Annotated in this window: 18 protein-coding genes and 1 pseudogene; 9 read left to right on the top strand and 10 right to left on the bottom strand. The window is 65.7% G+C overall.

The annotated features are described in order from the left end of the window. Window positions 1-21 precede the first annotated feature (21 nt). The 5 genes and pseudogenes from tatB to ACQP2D_RS07315 form a co-directional block, all read left to right on the top strand. On the top strand, window positions 22-438 hold the full coding sequence (tatB, locus tag ACQP2D_RS07335) for a Sec-independent protein translocase protein TatB (RefSeq protein WP_420772198.1): 417 nt from the start codon (window positions 22-24) through the stop codon (window positions 436-438). Between the two features lie 237 nt (window positions 439-675). Further along, complete coding sequence (locus ACQP2D_RS07330; RefSeq protein WP_433682949.1) at window positions 676-1,530, top strand: hypothetical protein; 855 nt, start codon at window positions 676-678, stop codon at window positions 1,528-1,530. A 338-nt stretch (window positions 1,531-1,868) separates the two neighbouring features. After that, on the top strand, window positions 1,869-2,327 hold the full coding sequence (locus ACQP2D_RS07325) for a hypothetical protein (RefSeq protein ID WP_433682948.1): 459 nt from the start codon (window positions 1,869-1,871) through the stop codon (window positions 2,325-2,327). A gap of 43 nt (window positions 2,328-2,370) precedes the next feature. Further along, on the top strand, window positions 2,371-2,598 hold the full coding sequence (locus ACQP2D_RS07320; RefSeq protein WP_433682947.1) for a hypothetical protein: 228 nt from the start codon (window positions 2,371-2,373) through the stop codon (window positions 2,596-2,598). A gap of 140 nt (window positions 2,599-2,738) precedes the next feature. Next, window positions 2,739-2,927, top strand: a pseudogene (locus ACQP2D_RS07315) (XdhC family protein); the annotation flags it as partial. 120 nt (window positions 2,928-3,047) lie between these two features. Here ACQP2D_RS07315 and ACQP2D_RS07310 read toward each other — a convergent pair. The 6 genes from ACQP2D_RS07310 to dapE form a co-directional block, all read right to left on the bottom strand. Next, window positions 3,048-3,989 carry a glucosyl-3-phosphoglycerate synthase gene (locus tag ACQP2D_RS07310; protein ID WP_433682946.1) on the bottom strand — a complete coding sequence of 314 codons (942 nt, stop codon included), beginning with the start codon at window positions 3,987-3,989 and terminating at the stop codon, window positions 3,048-3,050. Next, window positions 3,986-4,870, bottom strand: coding sequence for a dihydropteroate synthase (gene folP / locus ACQP2D_RS07305; protein WP_433682945.1), 885 nt, complete (start codon window positions 4,868-4,870; stop codon window positions 3,986-3,988). Before folP ends, ACQP2D_RS07310 begins: the two co-directional genes overlap by 4 nt. A 127-nt stretch (window positions 4,871-4,997) precedes the next feature. After that, window positions 4,998-6,767, bottom strand: coding sequence for a long-chain-acyl-CoA synthetase (locus tag ACQP2D_RS07300; RefSeq protein ID WP_433682944.1), 1,770 nt, complete (start codon window positions 6,765-6,767; stop codon window positions 4,998-5,000). A 4-nt stretch (window positions 6,768-6,771) separates the two neighbouring features. Then, entirely contained in the window at window positions 6,772-7,374 is a 603-nt protein-coding gene (locus tag ACQP2D_RS07295; protein ID WP_433682943.1) for a TIGR00730 family Rossman fold protein, read from the bottom strand. After that, window positions 7,368-8,174: a TIGR00730 family Rossman fold protein gene (locus ACQP2D_RS07290; RefSeq protein ID WP_433682942.1), complete on the bottom strand. Its 807-nt coding sequence runs from the start codon at window positions 8,172-8,174 to the stop codon at window positions 7,368-7,370. Before ACQP2D_RS07290 ends, ACQP2D_RS07295 begins: the two co-directional genes overlap by 7 nt. A 50-nt stretch (window positions 8,175-8,224) precedes the next feature. Then, window positions 8,225-9,316: a succinyl-diaminopimelate desuccinylase gene (dapE, locus tag ACQP2D_RS07285; RefSeq protein ID WP_433682941.1), complete on the bottom strand. Its 1,092-nt coding sequence runs from the start codon at window positions 9,314-9,316 to the stop codon at window positions 8,225-8,227. Window positions 9,317-9,581: 265 nt separating this feature from the next. On the opposite strand from dapE, the gene dapD reads away from it, so the two are divergent. Beyond that, window positions 9,582-10,529 (top strand): 2,3,4,5-tetrahydropyridine-2,6-dicarboxylate N-succinyltransferase, encoded by a 948-nt coding sequence (gene dapD, locus ACQP2D_RS07280; protein ID WP_433682940.1) that lies wholly within the window; start codon window positions 9,582-9,584, stop codon window positions 10,527-10,529. A 183-nt stretch (window positions 10,530-10,712) separates the two neighbouring features. Here the strand turns inward: dapD and ACQP2D_RS07275 are convergent, their stop codons facing one another. Continuing rightward, the gene (locus tag ACQP2D_RS07275) at window positions 10,713-11,102 is read right to left on the bottom strand and encodes a PPOX class F420-dependent oxidoreductase (protein WP_433682939.1); all 390 of its coding nucleotides are present in this window, start codon (window positions 11,100-11,102) and stop codon (window positions 10,713-10,715) included. A gap of 48 nt (window positions 11,103-11,150) precedes the next feature. Beyond that, window positions 11,151-12,578, bottom strand: coding sequence for an acyl-CoA synthetase (locus ACQP2D_RS07270; RefSeq protein ID WP_433682938.1), 1,428 nt, complete (start codon window positions 12,576-12,578; stop codon window positions 11,151-11,153). 143 nt (window positions 12,579-12,721) lie between these two features. On the opposite strand from ACQP2D_RS07270, the gene ACQP2D_RS07265 reads away from it, so the two are divergent. Continuing rightward, the gene (locus ACQP2D_RS07265) at window positions 12,722-13,570 is read left to right on the top strand and encodes an oxygenase MpaB family protein (protein WP_433682937.1); all 849 of its coding nucleotides are present in this window, start codon (window positions 12,722-12,724) and stop codon (window positions 13,568-13,570) included. A 25-nt stretch (window positions 13,571-13,595) separates the two neighbouring features. Here the strand turns inward: ACQP2D_RS07265 and ACQP2D_RS07260 are convergent, their stop codons facing one another. Continuing rightward, on the bottom strand, window positions 13,596-14,225 hold the full coding sequence (locus tag ACQP2D_RS07260; protein ID WP_433682936.1) for a TetR/AcrR family transcriptional regulator: 630 nt from the start codon (window positions 14,223-14,225) through the stop codon (window positions 13,596-13,598). 185 nt (window positions 14,226-14,410) lie between these two features. Here ACQP2D_RS07260 and ACQP2D_RS07255 point away from each other — a divergent pair, with 185 nt between their 5' ends. Further along, a complete protein-coding gene (locus ACQP2D_RS07255; RefSeq protein ID WP_433682935.1) occupies window positions 14,411-15,283 on the top strand; it encodes an oxygenase MpaB family protein in 873 nt (290 codons plus the stop codon). A gap of 101 nt (window positions 15,284-15,384) precedes the next feature. Continuing rightward, window positions 15,385-16,254, top strand: coding sequence for an oxygenase MpaB family protein (locus tag ACQP2D_RS07250; protein ID WP_433682934.1), 870 nt, complete (start codon window positions 15,385-15,387; stop codon window positions 16,252-16,254). A gap of 88 nt (window positions 16,255-16,342) precedes the next feature. On the opposite strand, the gene pruA is transcribed toward ACQP2D_RS07250, so the two are convergent. Then, on the bottom strand, window positions 16,343-17,980 hold the full coding sequence (gene pruA, locus ACQP2D_RS07245) for an L-glutamate gamma-semialdehyde dehydrogenase (RefSeq protein WP_433682933.1): 1,638 nt from the start codon (window positions 17,978-17,980) through the stop codon (window positions 16,343-16,345). Window positions 17,981-18,005: the final 25 nt, after the last annotated feature.

The raw sequence follows: 18,005 nt of genomic DNA, 5'->3' as shown, positions 1-18,005 counted from the left end.
ATGCCCAGGTAGCCTGGACTCGTGTTCAGCAACATCAGCTGGGGCGAGATGGTCATCCTCCTCGTCGCCGCCCTCGTGATCCTCGGCCCGGAGCGACTGCCCGGGGCGATTCGCTGGACCACGCAGAGCCTGCGCAAGGTTCGCGACTACGCCAGCGGTGCGACCCAGCAGTTGCAGCAGGAACTCGGCCCGGAGTTCGAGGATCTGCGCAAGCCGCTGGCGGATCTGAACGAGCTGCGCCAGATGTCGCCTCGTCAGATGGTCACCAAACACCTTCTGAATGGCGACGATTCGGTTTTCCGGGATTTCGAGAAGGCGATCCCGGATAAGCAGGACCTGCTCGGCACCAGCAGTGGCATGCCGGACTACCCGATGCCCAAGCTCGAAAAGCCGTTGGAGCGCAACGAACGTCCGCCGATCGACACCGACGCGACCTGAATTGGCTGTGTTCGATTTGCGGCGCCTGCGGCGCTGCGTGTTCGCGGCCCCCTGGTGTCTCGCGTCCGAGCCGTCGAGACTCGCGCCTGCGGCGCATGCGCTTCGACGACTCGGACGCGAGACGGGCAGCGAACGTCGCTCGTAAGACTCGCTCCGTTGCGGTTGCCAAACCTGGAAAGCTGAACTAAGTCAAGAAGACTAGACGCATCACGGTGTCGAGATGTCTAGACTTCGCACATGTCGGCCGATGACGTGGCGCGCGTTTTCGCGATCGAAGATAAAGTCGAGCGACTCAAGGCGGCCACCGATGGGGTGGCGGCGGCCCAACAGACCATCAACGAACTGACCCGTATCCGCAGAGCGGTGATCAGGGAACTACATGCCGAGGGCTGGACCTTCGCCAGAATTGGTGCAGCGGCAGGACTTTCCCGCGCGCGGATCCATCAGGTGAGTACCCAGGGTCCGGCACCGGAAGGTCTGTTCTTCGGGCACGGGTCGCTCACGGTGATCGCTCCCGAGGTCCGTGGTGGCCGAGTGCTAGGCGCTCCGGATCCGAGCGCGGCGCAGCGACTGGTGGAGTTGCTGCGCGAGCTCGGCTTCACCGCGGCCGTCGAGCACTTCCTGCCGGGCCGACCCGTCGATCTGAATCGCGACGGATTGATCGTGCTCGGCGGGCCCGAACTGTCCCCCAGCGTGCGTCAGCTCATCGCGGCGGATCCGCGGTTGCGGCGTGCGGTGGCCAGGGCCGGGGACGCGCGGCGCGGCATCGAGGATCGCGCGGCCAGAAGGGTATACCGGCCGGGCGGCCCGGAACCGCATGACATCGCCTATATCGCCCGCCTCCCGCGCCCCGACGGCCGCGGTACCGCCCTGATCATCGACGGGTTGCATCCGCCCGGGTCCCTCGGTGCGATCCGTTTGCTCGCAACCAGATTGGCCACGCTGCACGAACGTGCTGCCACACATCTGTTTTCGGTGCTCGTCGCGGTGCGCTACGACCGTGCCACCGGGGAACCGGTCGATGCTGATCTGCTCACCCCGGTGTACCGACACGACGCCGAACCCCGACCGATTCCGGGCCTCAGACGCTGAGTCGTTCGACTTCCGGACACCTTTTGGCAATCAAATTGCAGAGGCGGCCGATGCGCGGCGGCGAGTCGCGCTGGGCCGCCATATATTCGATCGCACCCAAAGAACCCAGGTGGCCCACACCAATTCGCAATGAAACCGTGATGTGTCACACATCACCAATACCTTCCATCTCGGCTCGACACCCGCAATGCTGAGTTAGCTAGTCGATAACCAACGGTGGCAGGTAGGTCCGAATGAATGTTCCACGTCCGGCGCGAGCGGGTTCCGCGCCCATAGCTGCCCGGCCGGAACGAGGATCGGGCTCGGATCTCGACTCGGGCGTCCCGACGGAGCGACCGATGATCACCACCCACCGCGTGACCTACAGCAATCGACTCAAGGTCTTCATCGGCCCCGACGACACCGTGATCGACTTCCTGCGCCCGCTGCGCAGACTGGACGGCTGCGACTCGTATTCGGTGAACCTGACCCGCCTGCCGTCCCCCATGCCCGCCGGGGAGATCACCGCGACGATCAGCGCCGCACCGGGTTCGGACTCCGTGCATTGCGTCGGCTCGGCCGAGGTGCTCGCCATCGAACTGCGCACCACCGCCGACGGGACGCCGCGCCGGTACCTGCTCGGCCTGCCCGGCGATCGCCTCGGCCATCCGGGCGTCGATGTGCCGAATGGGCCCGATCTGCTGCGCGTGTACCCCGACGAGGTCTTCGACGCCGAAATTGCCGCGCAGGTATTCGCGACCTACTTCCACACCGGCGATATCCCGACGGGCTTCCAACTGCGCGAGGTCGTCGAATGACGGTCACGCGCAACAGCACCCGCACTGTCCGGAAGGTATGACGATGAACGCAATCGTGATCGTGAGTGTGGTGCTGGTCATCATCGTGACCGCCGCGGTGGTCACCAGGCTGCAGCGGCGGCGCACCGAGCACACCCATCTGACCGTCGCCGATCTGCAGGCGCGTTTGGACGAGGAGGCCGAACGACTGCTTCCGAACGGTCCAGCAGCCGAATCCGACGCCGACGCCGTACCGCACGCTCGGCCGCAGCGCATAGGAACTGGTCGGTAGCTAGTGCTGGACGGCACTGCTGTCGTTCACGTCGGGTCAGCATTCGGTTCGGTGCCGATCCGTGGCATGGCGTCGACCGCGATGCGCGAGCACTACTCGCCGCCGGACACGGCGGCGTGATCGGCTCGGATGAATGCACCGAATTCGATGTGCCGATGCTGGTGGCGGCGTTGGGAATCGAGAACATCGGTTTCATCGGCGCGCTCGGCTGCCGACGCACACATGGCGAACGCGTCGTGCGCCTCCGCACGGCCGGTGTCACCGACGATCAGTTGGCTCGCGTGAAAAGCCCGCTCGGCCTGGACCTCAACGCCCACACCAGCAAGGAGATACGACCAGTGACCATCGATCTCACTGGCGCGCAATGGGCCCGGCCGCACCGAGCTGATCTCCTGCACGGTGACCGCAACGGATGAACCCCGCGAGCACCGGGGCTCATCCTCGATGCTTCAGGCCGCGGCCCAGGCCGGGCGCAGCGTATTCATCGGCGGCCGGTCGACGAGCGATACCTCCGTGCTGTGCGCGGTGAAGGCATCGCCGATCAGCGGGAACTGAGTCAGCGCCGCACCGGAGTCCTGCACCCCGCTGCGACCGAGCACGGTGCCGAGGATCTGACGGCTCATCACCCCGAGATCGGCGAGCGGGCGGTTGCGGTGGGTGCGCACGCCCAGATTCACCTGACCGATCGCGGAGAGGCCGCGGCGGTCGTAGGTGTCGAGGAGCAGACCGATCTCCACGCCGTAGCCGGGGGCGAACGGCACCGAGGTCAGCAATTCGCGAGTGCCCGCGTACTCGCCGCCGAGCGGCTGCAGCACCTGCGAGAGTTCCGGACGCAATGCGGCCAGCAGCGGACGGGCGACGAGTTCGGTAACGCGACCGCCACCGTGCGCGTCCACCGCACCCGCCTGCCGCAGCGGCCTGCGGTAGTAGGCCTTGGCCAGATGCATATCGTCGACCAGCAGCAGCGGGCCGAGCAGTTTCGGCACGAAGGCCGGATCCGGGTCGATGAGATCGGAGTCGACGAAGGCGATGAGATCGCCGCTGGTCACAGCCAGCGACCGCCACAGCACCTCACCCTTGCCCGGCATCGGCTCGAGTTCGGGGACGGCCTGTTCGCGAGTGATCACCTCGGCGCCAGCGGCCAGCGCGCGTTCGGCGGTGGCGTCCGTCGAACCGGAATCGAGCACGATCAGCTCATCGACCAGGGTGCCCAGCAGCGGCCGAATGCTGGCCACCACATCGGCGACGGTGTTCTCTTCGTTCAGTGCGGGCAGCACCACCGAAACGGTGCGTCCACGCTTGGCGGCGACGAGTTCGTCGACCGTCCAATCGGGGGCGTCCCAGGTATTGGTCGTCGCCCAGACGGGGCTCTGTGGGTGATGGAAATTCATACCAGACCTCGCAGGGTTCGTGCGGGGGGCCGGATGCCCTGTATCGCGGCGATCATGTCCACGACGCGCCGCGTCTGGGCAACCTCGTGCACTCGGAAGACTCGGGCGCCGGCGGCCGTCGACCATGCTGTTGCTGCCAATGTGCCCTCCAACCGTTCGGATAGACCGACACCTAAAGTCTCCCCGATAAAATCCTTGTTGCTCAGCGCCATCAAGACTGGCCATCCGGTATTTACAAGAACGTCCATTCCCCGCAACAACTCGAGCCCGTGATAAGTGTTTTTGCCGAAATCATGGGTCGGATCGATCAGAATCGAATCCCGCCGAACCCCGGCCGCGACCGCATCTTCTGCGGCGCGCACCACGGTTTGCGCTACTTCTGCCACCACATCGGCGTAGCGCACCCGATGCGGACGGGTGCGCGGGACCGCGCCGCCGGTGTGGCTGCACACGATGCCGACGCCGCGATCGGCGGCCACCCGGACCAGATCCGGATCGGCGCCCGCCCAGGTGTCGTTGATCAGATCCGCACCCGCGGTCACCGCGGCGTCGGCCACCTCGGCACGCCAGGTATCGATGCTGATCAATAGCTCCGGATATTTCTCCCTGATTGCCGCAACGAACGGGACCACCCGGCGGGTCTCTTCCGCCGCATCGACCAGGGTGCCGGGACCGGCCTTCACCCCACCGATATCGACCAGGTCGGCGCCCTCGTCAACCGCCCGCGCGACGGCGTCCATGGCGGCCGCATCGGTGAAAGTGGCGCCCTGGTCGTAAAAGGAATCGGGAGTGCGGTTGACGATGGCCATCACCAGCGCCCGATCCGTCGCCACCGGCTTGCCGCACAGAGTGGGAAGCGGCGCTGCGGTGGAGCTGAACATGGCTCCGACTGTACCTAGTCATGTAACCCGGCCCTCGGCAACGGGTTGTGGACGATGGATTCTTGGGACAGGCAACAACCGATTACGCCCACGCTTGGGTAGCTGGCCAGGTGCGACCACCGACTGTCTAGCTTTTGGGCGCACGGGCTGCCGCGACGTCCGCGGCGTATCCGTCATAAGCGGGAACGTAGCCGTCGGCACGACCAGCCAGGACATACAGCGTGCTGTCGGGGTCGCTGGCATAGCCCTGTTTGCGGAGTTCGACCTTGCGGCTCTTGAAGGTCGAGGTCTGTTCGAGTTCGGCGACGACCCGGATGAACAGCGGCACCGCATAGCCGGGCAACCGTGAATAGGCCAGTTCGGCGAGTGCGCGGCCGTCGAATTCGGCGCCCGGATACAGGGTCACCGCCGCCATACCCGCCTTACCGTCGGTGCCCGGAATATCCACGCCGAAGACGACCGCCTGCGAGATCGCATCGGATGCGGTCAATGCGCCCTCGACCTCGGTAGTGGCCACATTCTCGCCCTTCCAGCGGAAGGTGTCGCCGAGCCGATCGACGAAGGCGATGTGGTGCCACCCCTGATCGCGGACCAGATCCCCGGTGTCGAACCAGACATCGCCGTCCTCGAAACCGTCGCGCACCAACTTCGCCTCGGAGGCGGCCTTGTCGGTATAGCCGTCGGCCGGCGAACGGTCGGTCACCTTGGCCAGCAGCAGGCCCACGCCGCCGCCCGTTACCCGAAGCAGCCGACCGTCCCTATCACGCTTGGCCTTTCCGGTCGCGTCGTCGTATTCGACGATGGCATAGGGCAACGGCCCGAAGCCCGCGGTGCGATCCACCCCGAAGGCGTTGATGAAGGCGATATTCACCTCACTCGCGCCGTAGAACTCGACGATCCGGCCGATCCCGAAACGGGTCTTGAACTCGTCCCACAGCTCTGGGCGCAGACCATTGCCGACGGCGAGTCGGACCCGATGCTGTCGATCGGTCGGCTTGACCGGCTGATTGAGCAGGTAGCGGCAAAGTTCGCCGATATAGATGAATGCGGTCGCCTGCTCGCGAATGATCTCGTCCCAGAAGCGGGAGGCGGAGAACTGCCTGCCGAGTGCGTAGGTGCCGCCCGCGCCGAGGACCGCAGACAGCGCGACCGTGAGCGCGTTGTTGTGGTAGAGCGGCAGGCAGCAGTACAGCGTGTCGTTGCCGCGCAGGCGAATTCCGAGTCCGCCGAGTCCGGCCATACTCTTGGTCCAGCGCAGATGCGTCATCACACTGGCCTTGGGCAGTCCGGTGGTGCCGGAGGTGAAGATCAGGAAGGCGCGTTCCTTCGCGGTGATCCGCGCACAGATCGGCGGGTCGGCTGGGTCGGCGTCCTCGGCCGTTTTGTGCAGATCCTGCGAAAAGAGCACATTGGCAAGGGGTTCGGCGAGCGAGTCCAATGCCTCGCGGCATTCCTCACCGACAACGTTCAGCACGCTGTCGAGCAGTCCGAAGCTGTGGGCGAGCACGTGGTCGCGCTGGTGGTGGTTCAGCAGGCCGACCGTGGCACCGAGCTTCACGGTGGCCAGCACCACGAACAGGGTCTCGGGGCGGTTGGTCATCAGCACGCCGACCACGTCACCGCGCCGCACACCCCGGTCGGCGAGTACCCGCGCGTACCGGTTGACCTGTGCGTTGGCCGCGCCGTAGCGGAAGGTCCGACCCTCGAACTTCAGGAACGTCCGGTCCGGATACCGATGCGCGTTGCGTTGGAAGTACAGCCCGACCGAGGATTCGGTATCCGGCTGCACCAGCATGCCGAGTGCGCCACGCAGCATCGACGGCGCATCGAATGCCATGCGCGGCAACTGTTTTGCGATATCGAACAGGCTGACGGTGGCGTGGGCTTCGGTGCTCACTGCGTCACATCTCCTCGTAGAGCGTAGTGGCGTGCTCCGGTGCCGGGTCTTGTGGCACATCGGGTCGAAGGGCCGCGAAGGCCGTTGGCAGATCCTCGACCACGGTGATCCTGGCCTTGGCCGATTCGGATACGAACTTGCGAGCGTAGAGCTCGTCCAGCCAGTCGAACAGACCTCGAAAGAAACCGTTCGGATCGAGCACGACCACTGGCTTATCGTGCTGGCCCAGATAGCCGCCGGTCCAGGTTTCGAAGAATTCCTCGAGTGTGCCGATGCCGCCGGGCAGGGTGAGGAAGGCGTCGGCGCGATCCTCCATGACCTGCTTGCGCTGGCGCATGGTGTCGGTGACGATCAGCTCGTCGGCGTCGACATCGGCCACTTCCTTGTGCACCAGATGTTTCGGGATCACCCCGATGGTGTGCGCGCCACCGGCGCGGGCACCGGTCGCGACCGCGCCCATCATCGAGACGTGACCACCACCGGAGACCAATTGCCAACCGCGCCTAGCGATTTCGGTACCCACCCGAGCGGCGAGTGCGAGCAGTTCGGGTTCCCCGGTGCTGGCCGAGCAGTAGACGCACACCGCGTACCCGCGTTCACTCACCACTGGTCCTCCGTACCGATGGCTTCGCCGCCATTATTCGACTCCGCGGCCGACAGGATGATCTGCACGACCTCCTCGACACTGTCGGTCACATGCAGCAAACCGAGATCACCGGGTGAGATCTTGCCGGAGCCGCCGAGCGAATCACGCAGCCAGTCGACGAGTCCGGCCCAGTACTTGCTGCCGAACAGGATGATCGGGAAGCGGGTGATCTTGCGGGTCTGCACCAGGGTCAATGCCTCGAACAGCTCGTCCAAGGTGCCGAAACCGCCCGGCAGGCAGATGAATGCCTGCGAGTACTTCACGAACATGGTTTTGCGGGCGAAGAAGTAGCGGAAGTTGATGCCGAGATCGACCCACTCGTTGAGGCTCTGCTCGAAGGGCAGCTCGATGCCGAGTCCGATCGAATAGCCGCCCGCCTCCGATGCGCCGCGGTTCGTGGCCTCCATAACGCCGGGACCACCGCCGGTGATCACCGCGAATCCGGCCTGTGCCAGCGCGCCGCCGATGGCCATGGCGGCCTGATACTCCGGATGACCCGCCGGAGTGCGGGCCGAACCGAAGACCGTGACCGCGCGCGGCACTTCGGCGAGCGCACCGAAGCCCTCGACGAATTCGGCCTGGATGCGCAGCACCCGCCACGGATCGGTATGCACCCAATCACTGGGGCCGTGCTTGTCGAGGAGGTTCTGGTCGGCGGTACCGCCCGGCTTGCGATCGCGGCGGAACATGATCGGTCCGCGGAATTTGGGTGTCGACTTCGGCGTGCTTGCGATCTCGTTGTCGGCGGCTTCGGTGGACATGGCGCACAGGCTACCGGGCTGGCCCGGTGCACGGCGTCCCGTGCCGGAGTTCAGCCGACCGCCCCCGAGAGGTAGCCGCGCAATACCTCGGCGACCGAGGTGATCTGGGCAACCGGAACGTGTTCGTCGCGCTTATGCGCGAGATTGGGATCGCCCGGCCCGAAGTTCACCGCCGGGATGCCGCGGGCGGCGAAGCGCGCGACATCGGTCCAGCCGTATTTGGCGCGCACGCTGTCGGCGCCGACCACGGCGATGAGATCCTTGGCGGCGGGCGCGGAAAGGCCCGGCAGCGCGCCCGCGGCGGAGTCGGTGAGCTCGAAGTCGAGTTCGAGTCCGTCGAATACCGCGCGCACATGATCGGCCGCCTGCTCGACCGTGCGGTCCGGGGCGAAGCGGAAGTTCACGACCACCTCGGCCTCGTCCGGAATCACATTGCCCGCCACCCCACCTCCGATGTGGACCGCGGATAGGCCCTCGCGATAGACGCAGCCGTCGATGTCGACCTCGCGGGCCTTGTAATCGGCAAGCCGCTGCAGCGCCGGGGCCAGCCGGTGAATCGCATTGTCGCCCTTCCAGGATCGCGCCGAATGGGCCCGCACCCCCTTGGTCGTGAGGCGGACGCGAAGGGTGCCTTGACAACCGGCCTCGATGACGCCGCCGGAGGGTTCACCGAGGATCGCCAGATCACCGACCAGCCAGTCCGGCAGTTCGCGCTCGATGTGATTGAGGCCGTTGTACGTGGCGGCGATTTCCTCGCAGTCGTAGAACATCAGCGTCAGATCGTGCACGGGTTCGGCGACGGTCGCGGCCAGATGCAGGAATACCGCGTCACCGGATTTCATATCGACGGTGCCGCAGCCATAGAGCCGGCGCTCGCCCGCCTCGTCCACGAACCTGCTCGGGACATTGTCGGCAATGGGCACGGTGTCCAGGTGGCCGGCGAGAATGACCCGGGACGGTCGCCCCAGATCGGTGCGGGCCAATACGACATTGCCGTGCCGCAGCACCTCGAACCTCGTTGTCTGCTCACGCAGCGCCCGCTCTACGACGTCGGCGATCGCCGCTTCGTCTCGCGAGACGCTCGGGATATCGACCAGGGCAGCGGTGAGGGCAATGGGGTCGGCGCGCAAGTCGATGGTCACGCAGGCCAGCCTACGACCGCAAGGTTGGTCTCCGGTTGCGCCCACCGCCATCGCGGCGCCATTCGTGCGGCTCGGCACCTGCGCCGATGATCGGCCTCGGGACCCGCATCGGGCCCAGCGCGCGGAGCGTGGCTGTACCCCTGCGAGTTCGGGCCTTGCCGGGCGAGCCATGGTCCCAGAGTCCGGCACCGCGAGGTTGGCATCGGCTGGGCGCTGGCCGACGTGGCTCACCACGGACGACGGCGGGTGAGTAACCTCTGTTGACGTGAGCATTCAGGGAGCAGCAGCAGTCGGTATCGCCAATGTGACCGCGGACGGGACCGTATTGGATACCTGGTATCCGAATCCGGAGTTGGGCGCGTTCGGTGACACGGGGACGAAGCGGCTGGATGAGGCACCTGCTGAATTCACCGCACTGCTCGGGTTCGACGAGGCGCGCGGGGTGGATGTGATCGCGGTGCGGACCACGATCGCCGATCTGTCCGCGGCGCCGATCGACGCGCACGATGTGTACCTGCGGCTGCATCTGCTCTCGCATCGGCTGGTCAAGCCGCACGAGGTGAGTTTGGACGGGCAGTTCGGGCTGCTCAGCAATGTGGTGTGGACCAACCACGGCCCGGCCGCGGTGGAGGGCTTCGAGGCGACCCGCGCCAAGCTGCGCGCCCGCGGGCCGGTCACCGTCTACAGCATCGACAAGTTCCCGCGGATGGTCGACTATGTCGTGCCGTCGGGTGTGCGCATCGGTGACGCCGACCGGGTTCGCCTCGGCGCGCATCTCGCCTCGGGCACGACCGTCATGCACGAGGGCTTCGTGAACTTCAACGCCGGCACCCTCGGCGCCTCGATGGTCGAGGGTCGCATCTCCGCGGGCGTCGTGGTCGGCGACGGCTCCGACATCGGCGGGGGCGCCTCCACCATGGGCACGCTGTCCGGCGGCGGCACCACCATCATTTCGATCGGCGAGCGCTCCCTGCTCGGCGCCAACTCCGGCCTCGGCATCCCGCTCGGCGACGACTGCGTGCTGGAAGCGGGTCTCTACCTGACCGCCGGCACCAAGGTCACCACCCCTGACGGCACGGTGGTCAAGGCCGCCACCCTCAGCGGCCAGAACAACCTGCTCTTCCGCCGCAACTCCACCACCGGCGCCGTCGAGGTCGTCCCCCGCAAGGGCACCGGCATCGAACTCAACGCCGACCTGCACGCCAACGACTGAGCTCGGCTCGTCCGCCTCTCCTAATCTGTAGGCGCTGGACTCAGGCGCGACAAGAGTGACATCGGCGGCCAGGCGGCGGGGCGGGCGGCAAGTTGGCCTGGATAACTCGAGATCAGTTGCTCGATCGATCCGGACCACCATGTCAGCGGAAGTCCGGGCCGAATGTTGCTCCGAAACAGACCGCTAAGCGTGGGTGACGCCAGCTTCTAAGCCGAAGGCGATGATTCGGGTGGGGTGGATGCGGATCATTTCGCGGGAGACGCCCTGGATGTAGGGGTCCACATCGGTCAATTGTTCTGCGGTGCCGCGGATTTCGAGGCAGCGCACGCGCCAGGGTTGGACCGAGGCGATATCGTCGACGACGAAGGCGACGCGGTTATTGGTGGCGATATTGCGGAATTTCCAGGAGTTACCCATATTCCAGCCCGCGATATCGATGGTGCCGAGTTCCGCGTTATAGCGGAAGCCGACGGGGCTGTTCTGCGGCGAACCATCGGGGCGCACGGTCGCCAATCGGCCGAGTCGCTGCGTGTGCAGATAGTCGATCTGTTCGGAGGTCAGTGCTTCGCTCATGTCGCGACCGTAGGACCTGAACTGATGTTGAGGTCAAGACGCTGCCGCTCAGCCCAGCAGCTTCTTCTGCACCTTCCCCATGGCATTGCGCGGCAACGCATCCACTACGCGCACCTCGCGCGGGCGCTTGTGCACCGAAAGTTGCTCGGCCACATGTTCGATGAGGTCCTTCTCGATGGAATCCGATGCGGCACCGCGCAATACCACATAGGCGACTATGCGCTGCCCCAGATCGGCATCGGGGAGCCCGACCACAGCCACCTCGGCGACCTGCGGATGCCCGAGCAGTACGGTCTCGACCTCCCCCGCGCCGATGCGGTATCCACCGGATTTGATGAGATCCACCGATTCCCGGCCGACAATGCGATGGAAGCCGTCGGCATCGATGGCCGCGACGTCACCGGTCCTGAACCAGCCGTCGTCGGTCCAGCATTCGGCGGTCGCCTCGGCCCGGTTGTAGTAGCCGTCGAAGAGCATCGGACCGCGGACCTGCAGACCACCGATGCTCTCACCGTCATGCGGAACGTCCGCGCCGGCCTCATCCCGGAGCCGGGTCTCGACGCCGGCGACCGGAGTACCGACCCAACCCGGGCGGCGTTCCCCGTCGGCGCGGGTGGACAGCGTGATCATCGTTTCGCTCATCCCGTACCGCTCGATCGGTGCCTGTCCGGTGAGTTCACGCAGCCGCTCGAAGACCGGCACCGGTAGCGGCGCACTGCCCGAGACGAGCAGTCGCGCGTCAGCCAATCGCCTTGCGGCATCGGGATCTTCGACCACACGCGACCACACGGTCGGCACGCCGAAGTAGAGCGTGCCGCGAGCTTGCGCATACGCCTGCGGTGTCGGCTTACCGGTGTGGATCAGCGGGCTGCCCACCCGCAGCGGCCCCAGCAGGCCGAGGATCAGCCCGTGCACGTGGAATAGCGGAAGCCCGTGCACCAGTACATCATTCGGCGTCCAGGCCCATGCGTCGGCGAGCGCGTCCAGCCCAGCGGCGATGGCGCCGCGGTTGAGCACGACTCCCTTGGGCAGACCGGTGGTTCCCGAGGTGTAGAGCACGAATGCCGGTGTGGCCGGATCGGGTTCGGGATAGGAATGCCAGGAGCGGGCGTGCACACGCACCGGCACCTTCGGCAGTTCCGAGCCCTCGGGCGCGTCACCGAGCCAGGCCTGCGCACCCGAGTCGGTGAGGATATGCGCGAGTTCGGCGGTCCCCGAATCCGGCGGTACCGGCACCACTGTCACGCCCGCGATGAGGCAGCCGACGACCGCGAGCACCGTGGTCACGGTCGGCCGGGCCAGTACCGCCACCCGATCCGCGCGCGCGATGCGCTCGGCGACCGATGTCGCGGCGCCGAGCAAATCGCTGCGCGACAAGGTGACCCCGTCGATGGTTACGGCATCCGGGATGTCCGCCCCCGCGGCGACCGCGAGCGGGTTGAGCGAACGAAGCAGCAACTGCGGACCGAACGACATTCGCTCACGCTACTTCGGCGCGACCGCACCGCACGACGCTGCCCCTCGAGAGCCGCATGACGGCCCTGATGACGGTTGACACACCCGTGAGGCGGTGAGAGTGTTAACCCATATCCTTCTCAACGATGAGAACGGGGTCGGTAATGACCAGTCCGCATCGAAAGCCAGCGCCGAACGCCCGGAACAGCTTCGATATCGAGCAGTACATCGACGGTGCCGCCGCCTTCTTCGGCGGCACGGCGAATGTCATCATGCAGCTCAGCACGCTGCCGGTCGGCTATGGCGTGCTGGAGAGCACCGTCGACAGCGGCAAGGTCATGCTGCATCCGGTCAAGCGGTTGCGCACCACCCTCACCTACCTCTCGGTCGCCACGCTCGGCACCGAAGACGAACGCACCGCCTACCGCGACGCCGTGAACTCCTCGCATCGCACCGTCAAATCGACCGCGTCGAGTCCGGTGCAGTACAACGCCTTCGATCCGAAGCTGCAGCTCTGGGTCGCGGCCTGTCTGTACTGGGGCGCCCGCGATATCTACGAGCGCATGCACGGCCCGATGTGCGACACCGATGCCGAGGCGTTCTACTACTACAGCGCCCGACTGGGCACCACCCTGCAGATGCCTCCGGGGCTGTGGCCGAGCGACCGCGCCGCGTTCGACGAGTACTGGACCGAGCAGCTCGCGAAAACCACGATCGATCCCGCGATCCGCGACTACTTCAACGAACTCATCGACCTGAAGATGCTCCCGCTGCCCGCCCGCCTGCCCTTCGCTCGATTCCACCGATTCGTGGTCACCGGCCTGCTGCCCGAACATCTGCGCGACGAGATGGGTATGACCTGGACCGCGCGCGACGATCGGATCCTGGCCGCGATCCTGCACACCATAGGTGCGGTAACCGCGCGAATGCCGAAGCAGGCCAGGATGTTTCCGATCAATGCCTACCTGTGGGACATGCGCGTGCGCAGACGGTTCGGACTGCGCCTGGTGTGATCACGGAGCCGACGGGGTGGGTGAGCTACAGCCGGAACGAAACGACCACATGGTCGCGGGCGAACTTCCGGATCGCCGCGTCATCGTCGAGCGGGAGCACCGTCTGTGGCGTCAGCGCCAATGACAGCGCCGTCCGGGCGATCATCTCGGCGAGCGGCTCCGGGTCGTAATCGGGCAGTTTGCCCTCGTCCTGCAGCCGGGTAATGAATTCGGCCAGGTAGTCGCGCCCGAGCTCGAGGATCGGCGCACCCTTGACCGTGAGATACGGCAGCACGACCTCCGGCTCGGTCTTCAACAATCGTTCGAGCAGCTTATTGCCGCGCAATCCGTTCAGGAACGCGACGAACAGTTCCACGATCTGTGCCTCGGCGCCGGCATCGCGATCGACCTGCCGCTGCTGCGCCGCGTCCACCTCCTCGACGAACTGGCGCGCCTGCCGCATCCCGACCGCCTGAATCAGATCGGATTTGCTGGCGAAGCGCCGATAGAGCGTGGCCAGCGAAAGGCCGCACCGCCGCGCGACCTCCACCATGCTGGTCCGCTTGATACCGAAATCCAGGAACGCCAGCAGGGCGGCGTCCAGTACCCGCGACTGATTGCGGTCCTCCGGGCCGGTGCTGCGCACTAGGGCCAGCAGTCTGGTCAGACTCGCCATAATTTCCCACCCTATTCCTATCCCCTGACACGATGACACCGTCAGCATCGCATGCCATCAGCCGCCGCCGCCCCCGAACACCGGGAAAGCGTGATTGACAGCACGTCGACGCGATGAGAAGGTCTATGCCGAACCTTCTCATCGCTGTCCGTCACCGGGGCGGCCACAGAAAGGCGAGGTCAACGATGACCGAACCACTCCGCACCGATTACCTGACGACTTCCGGCCCCACTGCCGTCGCACCCATCACTTCGGAGACCGTTGTCGAATATATCGACGGACTCGCGGCGTTCCTGGGCGGCACCGCCAATGTGATCATGCAGCTGAGCCTGCGCCCCGTCGGGCGCGGCGTACTGGAGAGCACCGTCGACAGCGGCAAGGTCACACTGCACCCGATCAAACGACTGCGTACCACACTCAGCTATCTCGCGGTCGCGCTGCTGGGCTCGGAACAGGAGCGCGCGCAGTACCGGGACGCGGTCAACGAGTCGCATCGCCCGGTCCGCTCGACCTCGACGAGCCCCGTGAAATACAACGCCTTCGATCCCACCCTGCAACTCTGGGTGGCCGCCTGTCTCTACTGGGGCATCGACGATCTCTACACCCGCATGCATGGTCCGATGGATCCCGCTGTGGCCGAAGCCTTTTACCAGTACTGCGCCCGGCTCGGCACCACACTGCAGATGCGTCCGGAGATGTGGCCCGCCGATCGCGCACAGTTCCAACGGTATTGGGATGAGAACCTGCCCGAGCGCGGCATCGAGCCCGACCTGCGCGACTACTTCAACGATCTCATCGACCTGAAGATGCTGCCGCGGCCGATTCGGTTCACCTTCGCCCGTCTCCAGCGGTTCCTCGTAACCGGCCTGCTGCCACCGCATGTGCGCAATGAAATGCGGATGACCTGGACCGAGCGGGATCAGCGCCGATTCGATCGGCTGCTGCGGGCGATCTCGGCGGTGCACACCCGGCTGCCGCGGCAGCTGCGGATGTTCCCGATCAACGCCTACCTGTTCGACGTTCGCCGGCGCATCCGATTGGGTAAACCGCTCGTGTAGCGGGATCGTTTGACAGGCTATCGAGTCGATGAGAAGGTTGTTATTCAACCTTCTCATCGATTTCTCTTGCCGCTGATCGACCCGGAAAGCCGAGGCCAACGATGACCTTGCCCCTGCGCGCCGAGCCACCAGATCCCGTCGCAACCTGCCGCTATGGCACCGTCGACGACTTCGCCATGGACCGGTTCTGGAGCGGCGTAGCGGCCTTCCTCGGCGGGACGGCCAATGTCATCATGCAGCTGAGCCTGCGACCCGTCGGCTACGGCGTCATGGAGAGCACGGTCGAATCCGGCCGGATCGATGTGCACCCGTGGAAGCGGATGCGCACCACGCTGACCTATCTCGCCGTCGCGTTGATGGGCACCGAATACGACCGCGCGATCTACCGTGAAGCCGTCAACGGCTCGCATCGTGCGGTGCATTCCAAGCCCGGTGCCGCGGTCGAATACAACGCCTTCGACCCCAAGCTGCAACTGTGGGTCGCCGCCTGTTTGTATTGGGGCGTAGTCGATCTGGAGGAGCGACTACACGGACCGATGGACGAGGACACCGCGGAGGTGTTCTACCAGTATGCGGCTCGACTCGGCACCACCCTGCAGATGCGGCCGGAGATGTGGCCCGCCGACCGAAAGGCGTTCCAGGAGTATTGGGATACCAATCTGGCGACCAAGACCATCGATACGCGCACCCGCGCATACCTCGACGATCTCATCGATCTGAAGATGGTGTCCCGGCCGTTGCGGATATTCGCACCGCTGCAGCGACTCTTCGTGACCAGCCTGTTGCCGCCGCACCTGCGCAGCCAGATGCGGATGCGTTGGAGTGCCCGTCAGGAACGCTTCGCGAACCGGCTGCTGCGGGTCATCGGCGCCGTACACCGTCGACTTCCGAAGCAGGCCAGGCTCTTTCCGATGAATCTCTACCTCTGGGATATGCGCAGGCGGCATCGGCTCGGCAAGCCGCTGGTCTAGGACTTGCTGACCAGCGCGCGGAAAGAACGTGAGATCAGCCGGACGTTCGGCCAGACGACGGGTCAGATAAGCCGTACCACTGGTGGATTCATTCCGACTCCATGTGCGGATACCGGTGATCACCCGGCGGCACGAAGGTCTCCTTGATCGTGCGTGGCGCGACCCAGCGCAGCAGATTCAGCGGTGAGCCCGCCTTATCGTCGGTGCCCGAGGCGCGCGCACCGCCGAAGGGCTGCTGACCGACCACCGCACCGGTCGGCTTATCGTTGACATAGAAGTTGCCCGCGGCGAATCGCAGTGCGGCCGAAGCCTGTTCGATGGCATTGCGATCCTGGGCGAAGACCGCGCCGGTCAGTGCGTAGGGCGCGGCCGATTCCACCTCGGCGAGCACCGCGGCGTAGGAGCCGGGTTCGGCGTCGTCGTAGACGTGCACCGCGAGGATCGGGCCGAAGTATTCCGTGGCGAAGGCGTCATCGCGTGGATCGTCCACCAGCAGAACGGTCGGCCGGACGAACCAGCCCTCGCTGTCGTCGTATTCGCCGCCCGCCGCAATGGCGATACCCGCCGACCTGGCCCGTTCGATGGCGGCGACATTCTTGTCGTAGGCGCGCCGATCGATCAGCGCCCCACCGAAATTCGTCAGATCCGCCACGTCACCGTAGGTGAGTTCCCTGGCCAGCTGGAGGAAGTCGTCACCGATCGTGCGCCACACCGAGCGCGCGATATAGGCGCGCGAAGCCGCCGAGCACTTCTGGCCCTGATATTCGTAGGCGCCGCGAATCAGCGCGGTACGCAGGGCGTCCGGATCCGCGGACGGATGCGCCACGATGAAGTCCTTGCCGCCGGTCTCACCGACCAACCGAGGATAGGAATGGTAGCGGCCGATATTCGTGCCGACCTGCGACCACAGGAACTGAAATGTCCTGGTGGATCCGGTGAAGTGGATGCCAGCCAGTCGCGGATCGACGAGTGCGACCTCCGATAGCTCGACACCGTCGCCGGTCACCATATTGATGACACCGGGCGGCAATCCGGCCGCATCGAGCAGCCGCATCGTATAGAACGCCGAGAGCGTCTGGGTGGGCGAGGGTTTCCACACGACGGTGTTGCCCATCAGTGCGGGCGCGGTGGGCAGATTCCCGGCGATCGCGGTGAAGTTGAACGGCGTGATCGCGTAGACGAACCCCTCCAGCGGGCGATAGTCCATCTGGTTCCACACCCCGGCACTCGACTGCGGTTGCTGCTGCAGGATCTGGCGCGCGAAGGACACATTGAAGCGCCAGAAGTCGACCAGTTCGCACGGAGCGTCGATCTCGGCCTGCTGGACCGTCTTGGATTGGCCGAGCATGGTCGCGGCGGCGAGCGTCTCGCGCCACGGCCCGGACAGCAGATCGGCTGCCCGCAGGAAGATGGCCGCCCGCTCGTCGAAGGCCATGTTCCGCCAGCCGGGTGCCGCCGCGATAGCGGCCTCGATGGCGCCGTGGGCTTCGGAGTGGGTGGTATCGGTGTAGGTGCCGAGCACCTGCCGATGCCGATGCGGGGCGACGATATCGTGCCGAGCCCCGATGCCCGGCCGGTGCTTACCACCGATGACCAGCGGAATATCGATGGATTCGGCGGCGATCTCGGTGAGCTTGGCGATCAGCAGCGCCCGCTCACGACTGCCCGGCGCGTAGGAATGCACCGGCTCGTTACCAGGGATAGGGACTACCGTGACAGAGTCCATACACCAGGCTATCGCCGTTCCTGGG

This window comes from Nocardia sp. CA-119907 (genome assembly GCF_050955995.1).
Classification (GTDB): Bacteria; Actinomycetota; Actinomycetes; order Mycobacteriales; family Mycobacteriaceae; genus Nocardia.
Note: the sequence above shows the minus strand (reverse complement) of the source record. Positions and strands in the feature narration are given on the sequence as shown.

Bases quoted from the DNA above. Each gene is read 5' to 3' on its own strand.
- ACQP2D_RS07330 (WP_433682949.1), top strand. From the start codon at position 676: ATGTCGGCCGATGACGTGGCGCGCGTTTTCGCGATCGAAGATAAAGTC.
- ACQP2D_RS07325 (WP_433682948.1), top strand. From the start codon at position 1,869: ATGATCACCACCCACCGCGTGACCTACAGCAATCGACTCAAGGTCTTC.
- ACQP2D_RS07320 (WP_433682947.1), top strand. From the start codon at position 2,371: ATGAACGCAATCGTGATCGTGAGTGTGGTGCTGGTCATCATCGTGACC.
- ACQP2D_RS07310 (WP_433682946.1), bottom strand. From the start codon at position 3,989: ATGAATTTCCATCACCCACAGAGCCCCGTCTGGGCGACGACCAATACC.
- folP (WP_433682945.1), bottom strand. From the start codon at position 4,870: ATGTTCAGCTCCACCGCAGCGCCGCTTCCCACTCTGTGCGGCAAGCCG.
- ACQP2D_RS07290 (WP_433682942.1), bottom strand. From the start codon at position 8,174: ATGTCCACCGAAGCCGCCGACAACGAGATCGCAAGCACGCCGAAGTCG.
- ACQP2D_RS07275 (WP_433682939.1), bottom strand. From the start codon at position 11,102: ATGAGCGAAGCACTGACCTCCGAACAGATCGACTATCTGCACACGCAG.
- ACQP2D_RS07270 (WP_433682938.1), bottom strand. From the start codon at position 12,578: ATGTCGTTCGGTCCGCAGTTGCTGCTTCGTTCGCTCAACCCGCTCGCG.
- ACQP2D_RS07265 (WP_433682937.1), top strand. From the start codon at position 12,722: ATGACCAGTCCGCATCGAAAGCCAGCGCCGAACGCCCGGAACAGCTTC.
- ACQP2D_RS07260 (WP_433682936.1), bottom strand. From the start codon at position 14,225: ATGGCGAGTCTGACCAGACTGCTGGCCCTAGTGCGCAGCACCGGCCCG.
- ACQP2D_RS07255 (WP_433682935.1), top strand. From the start codon at position 14,411: ATGACCGAACCACTCCGCACCGATTACCTGACGACTTCCGGCCCCACT.
- ACQP2D_RS07250 (WP_433682934.1), top strand. From the start codon at position 15,385: ATGACCTTGCCCCTGCGCGCCGAGCCACCAGATCCCGTCGCAACCTGC.
- pruA (WP_433682933.1), bottom strand. From the start codon at position 17,980: ATGGACTCTGTCACGGTAGTCCCTATCCCTGGTAACGAGCCGGTGCAT.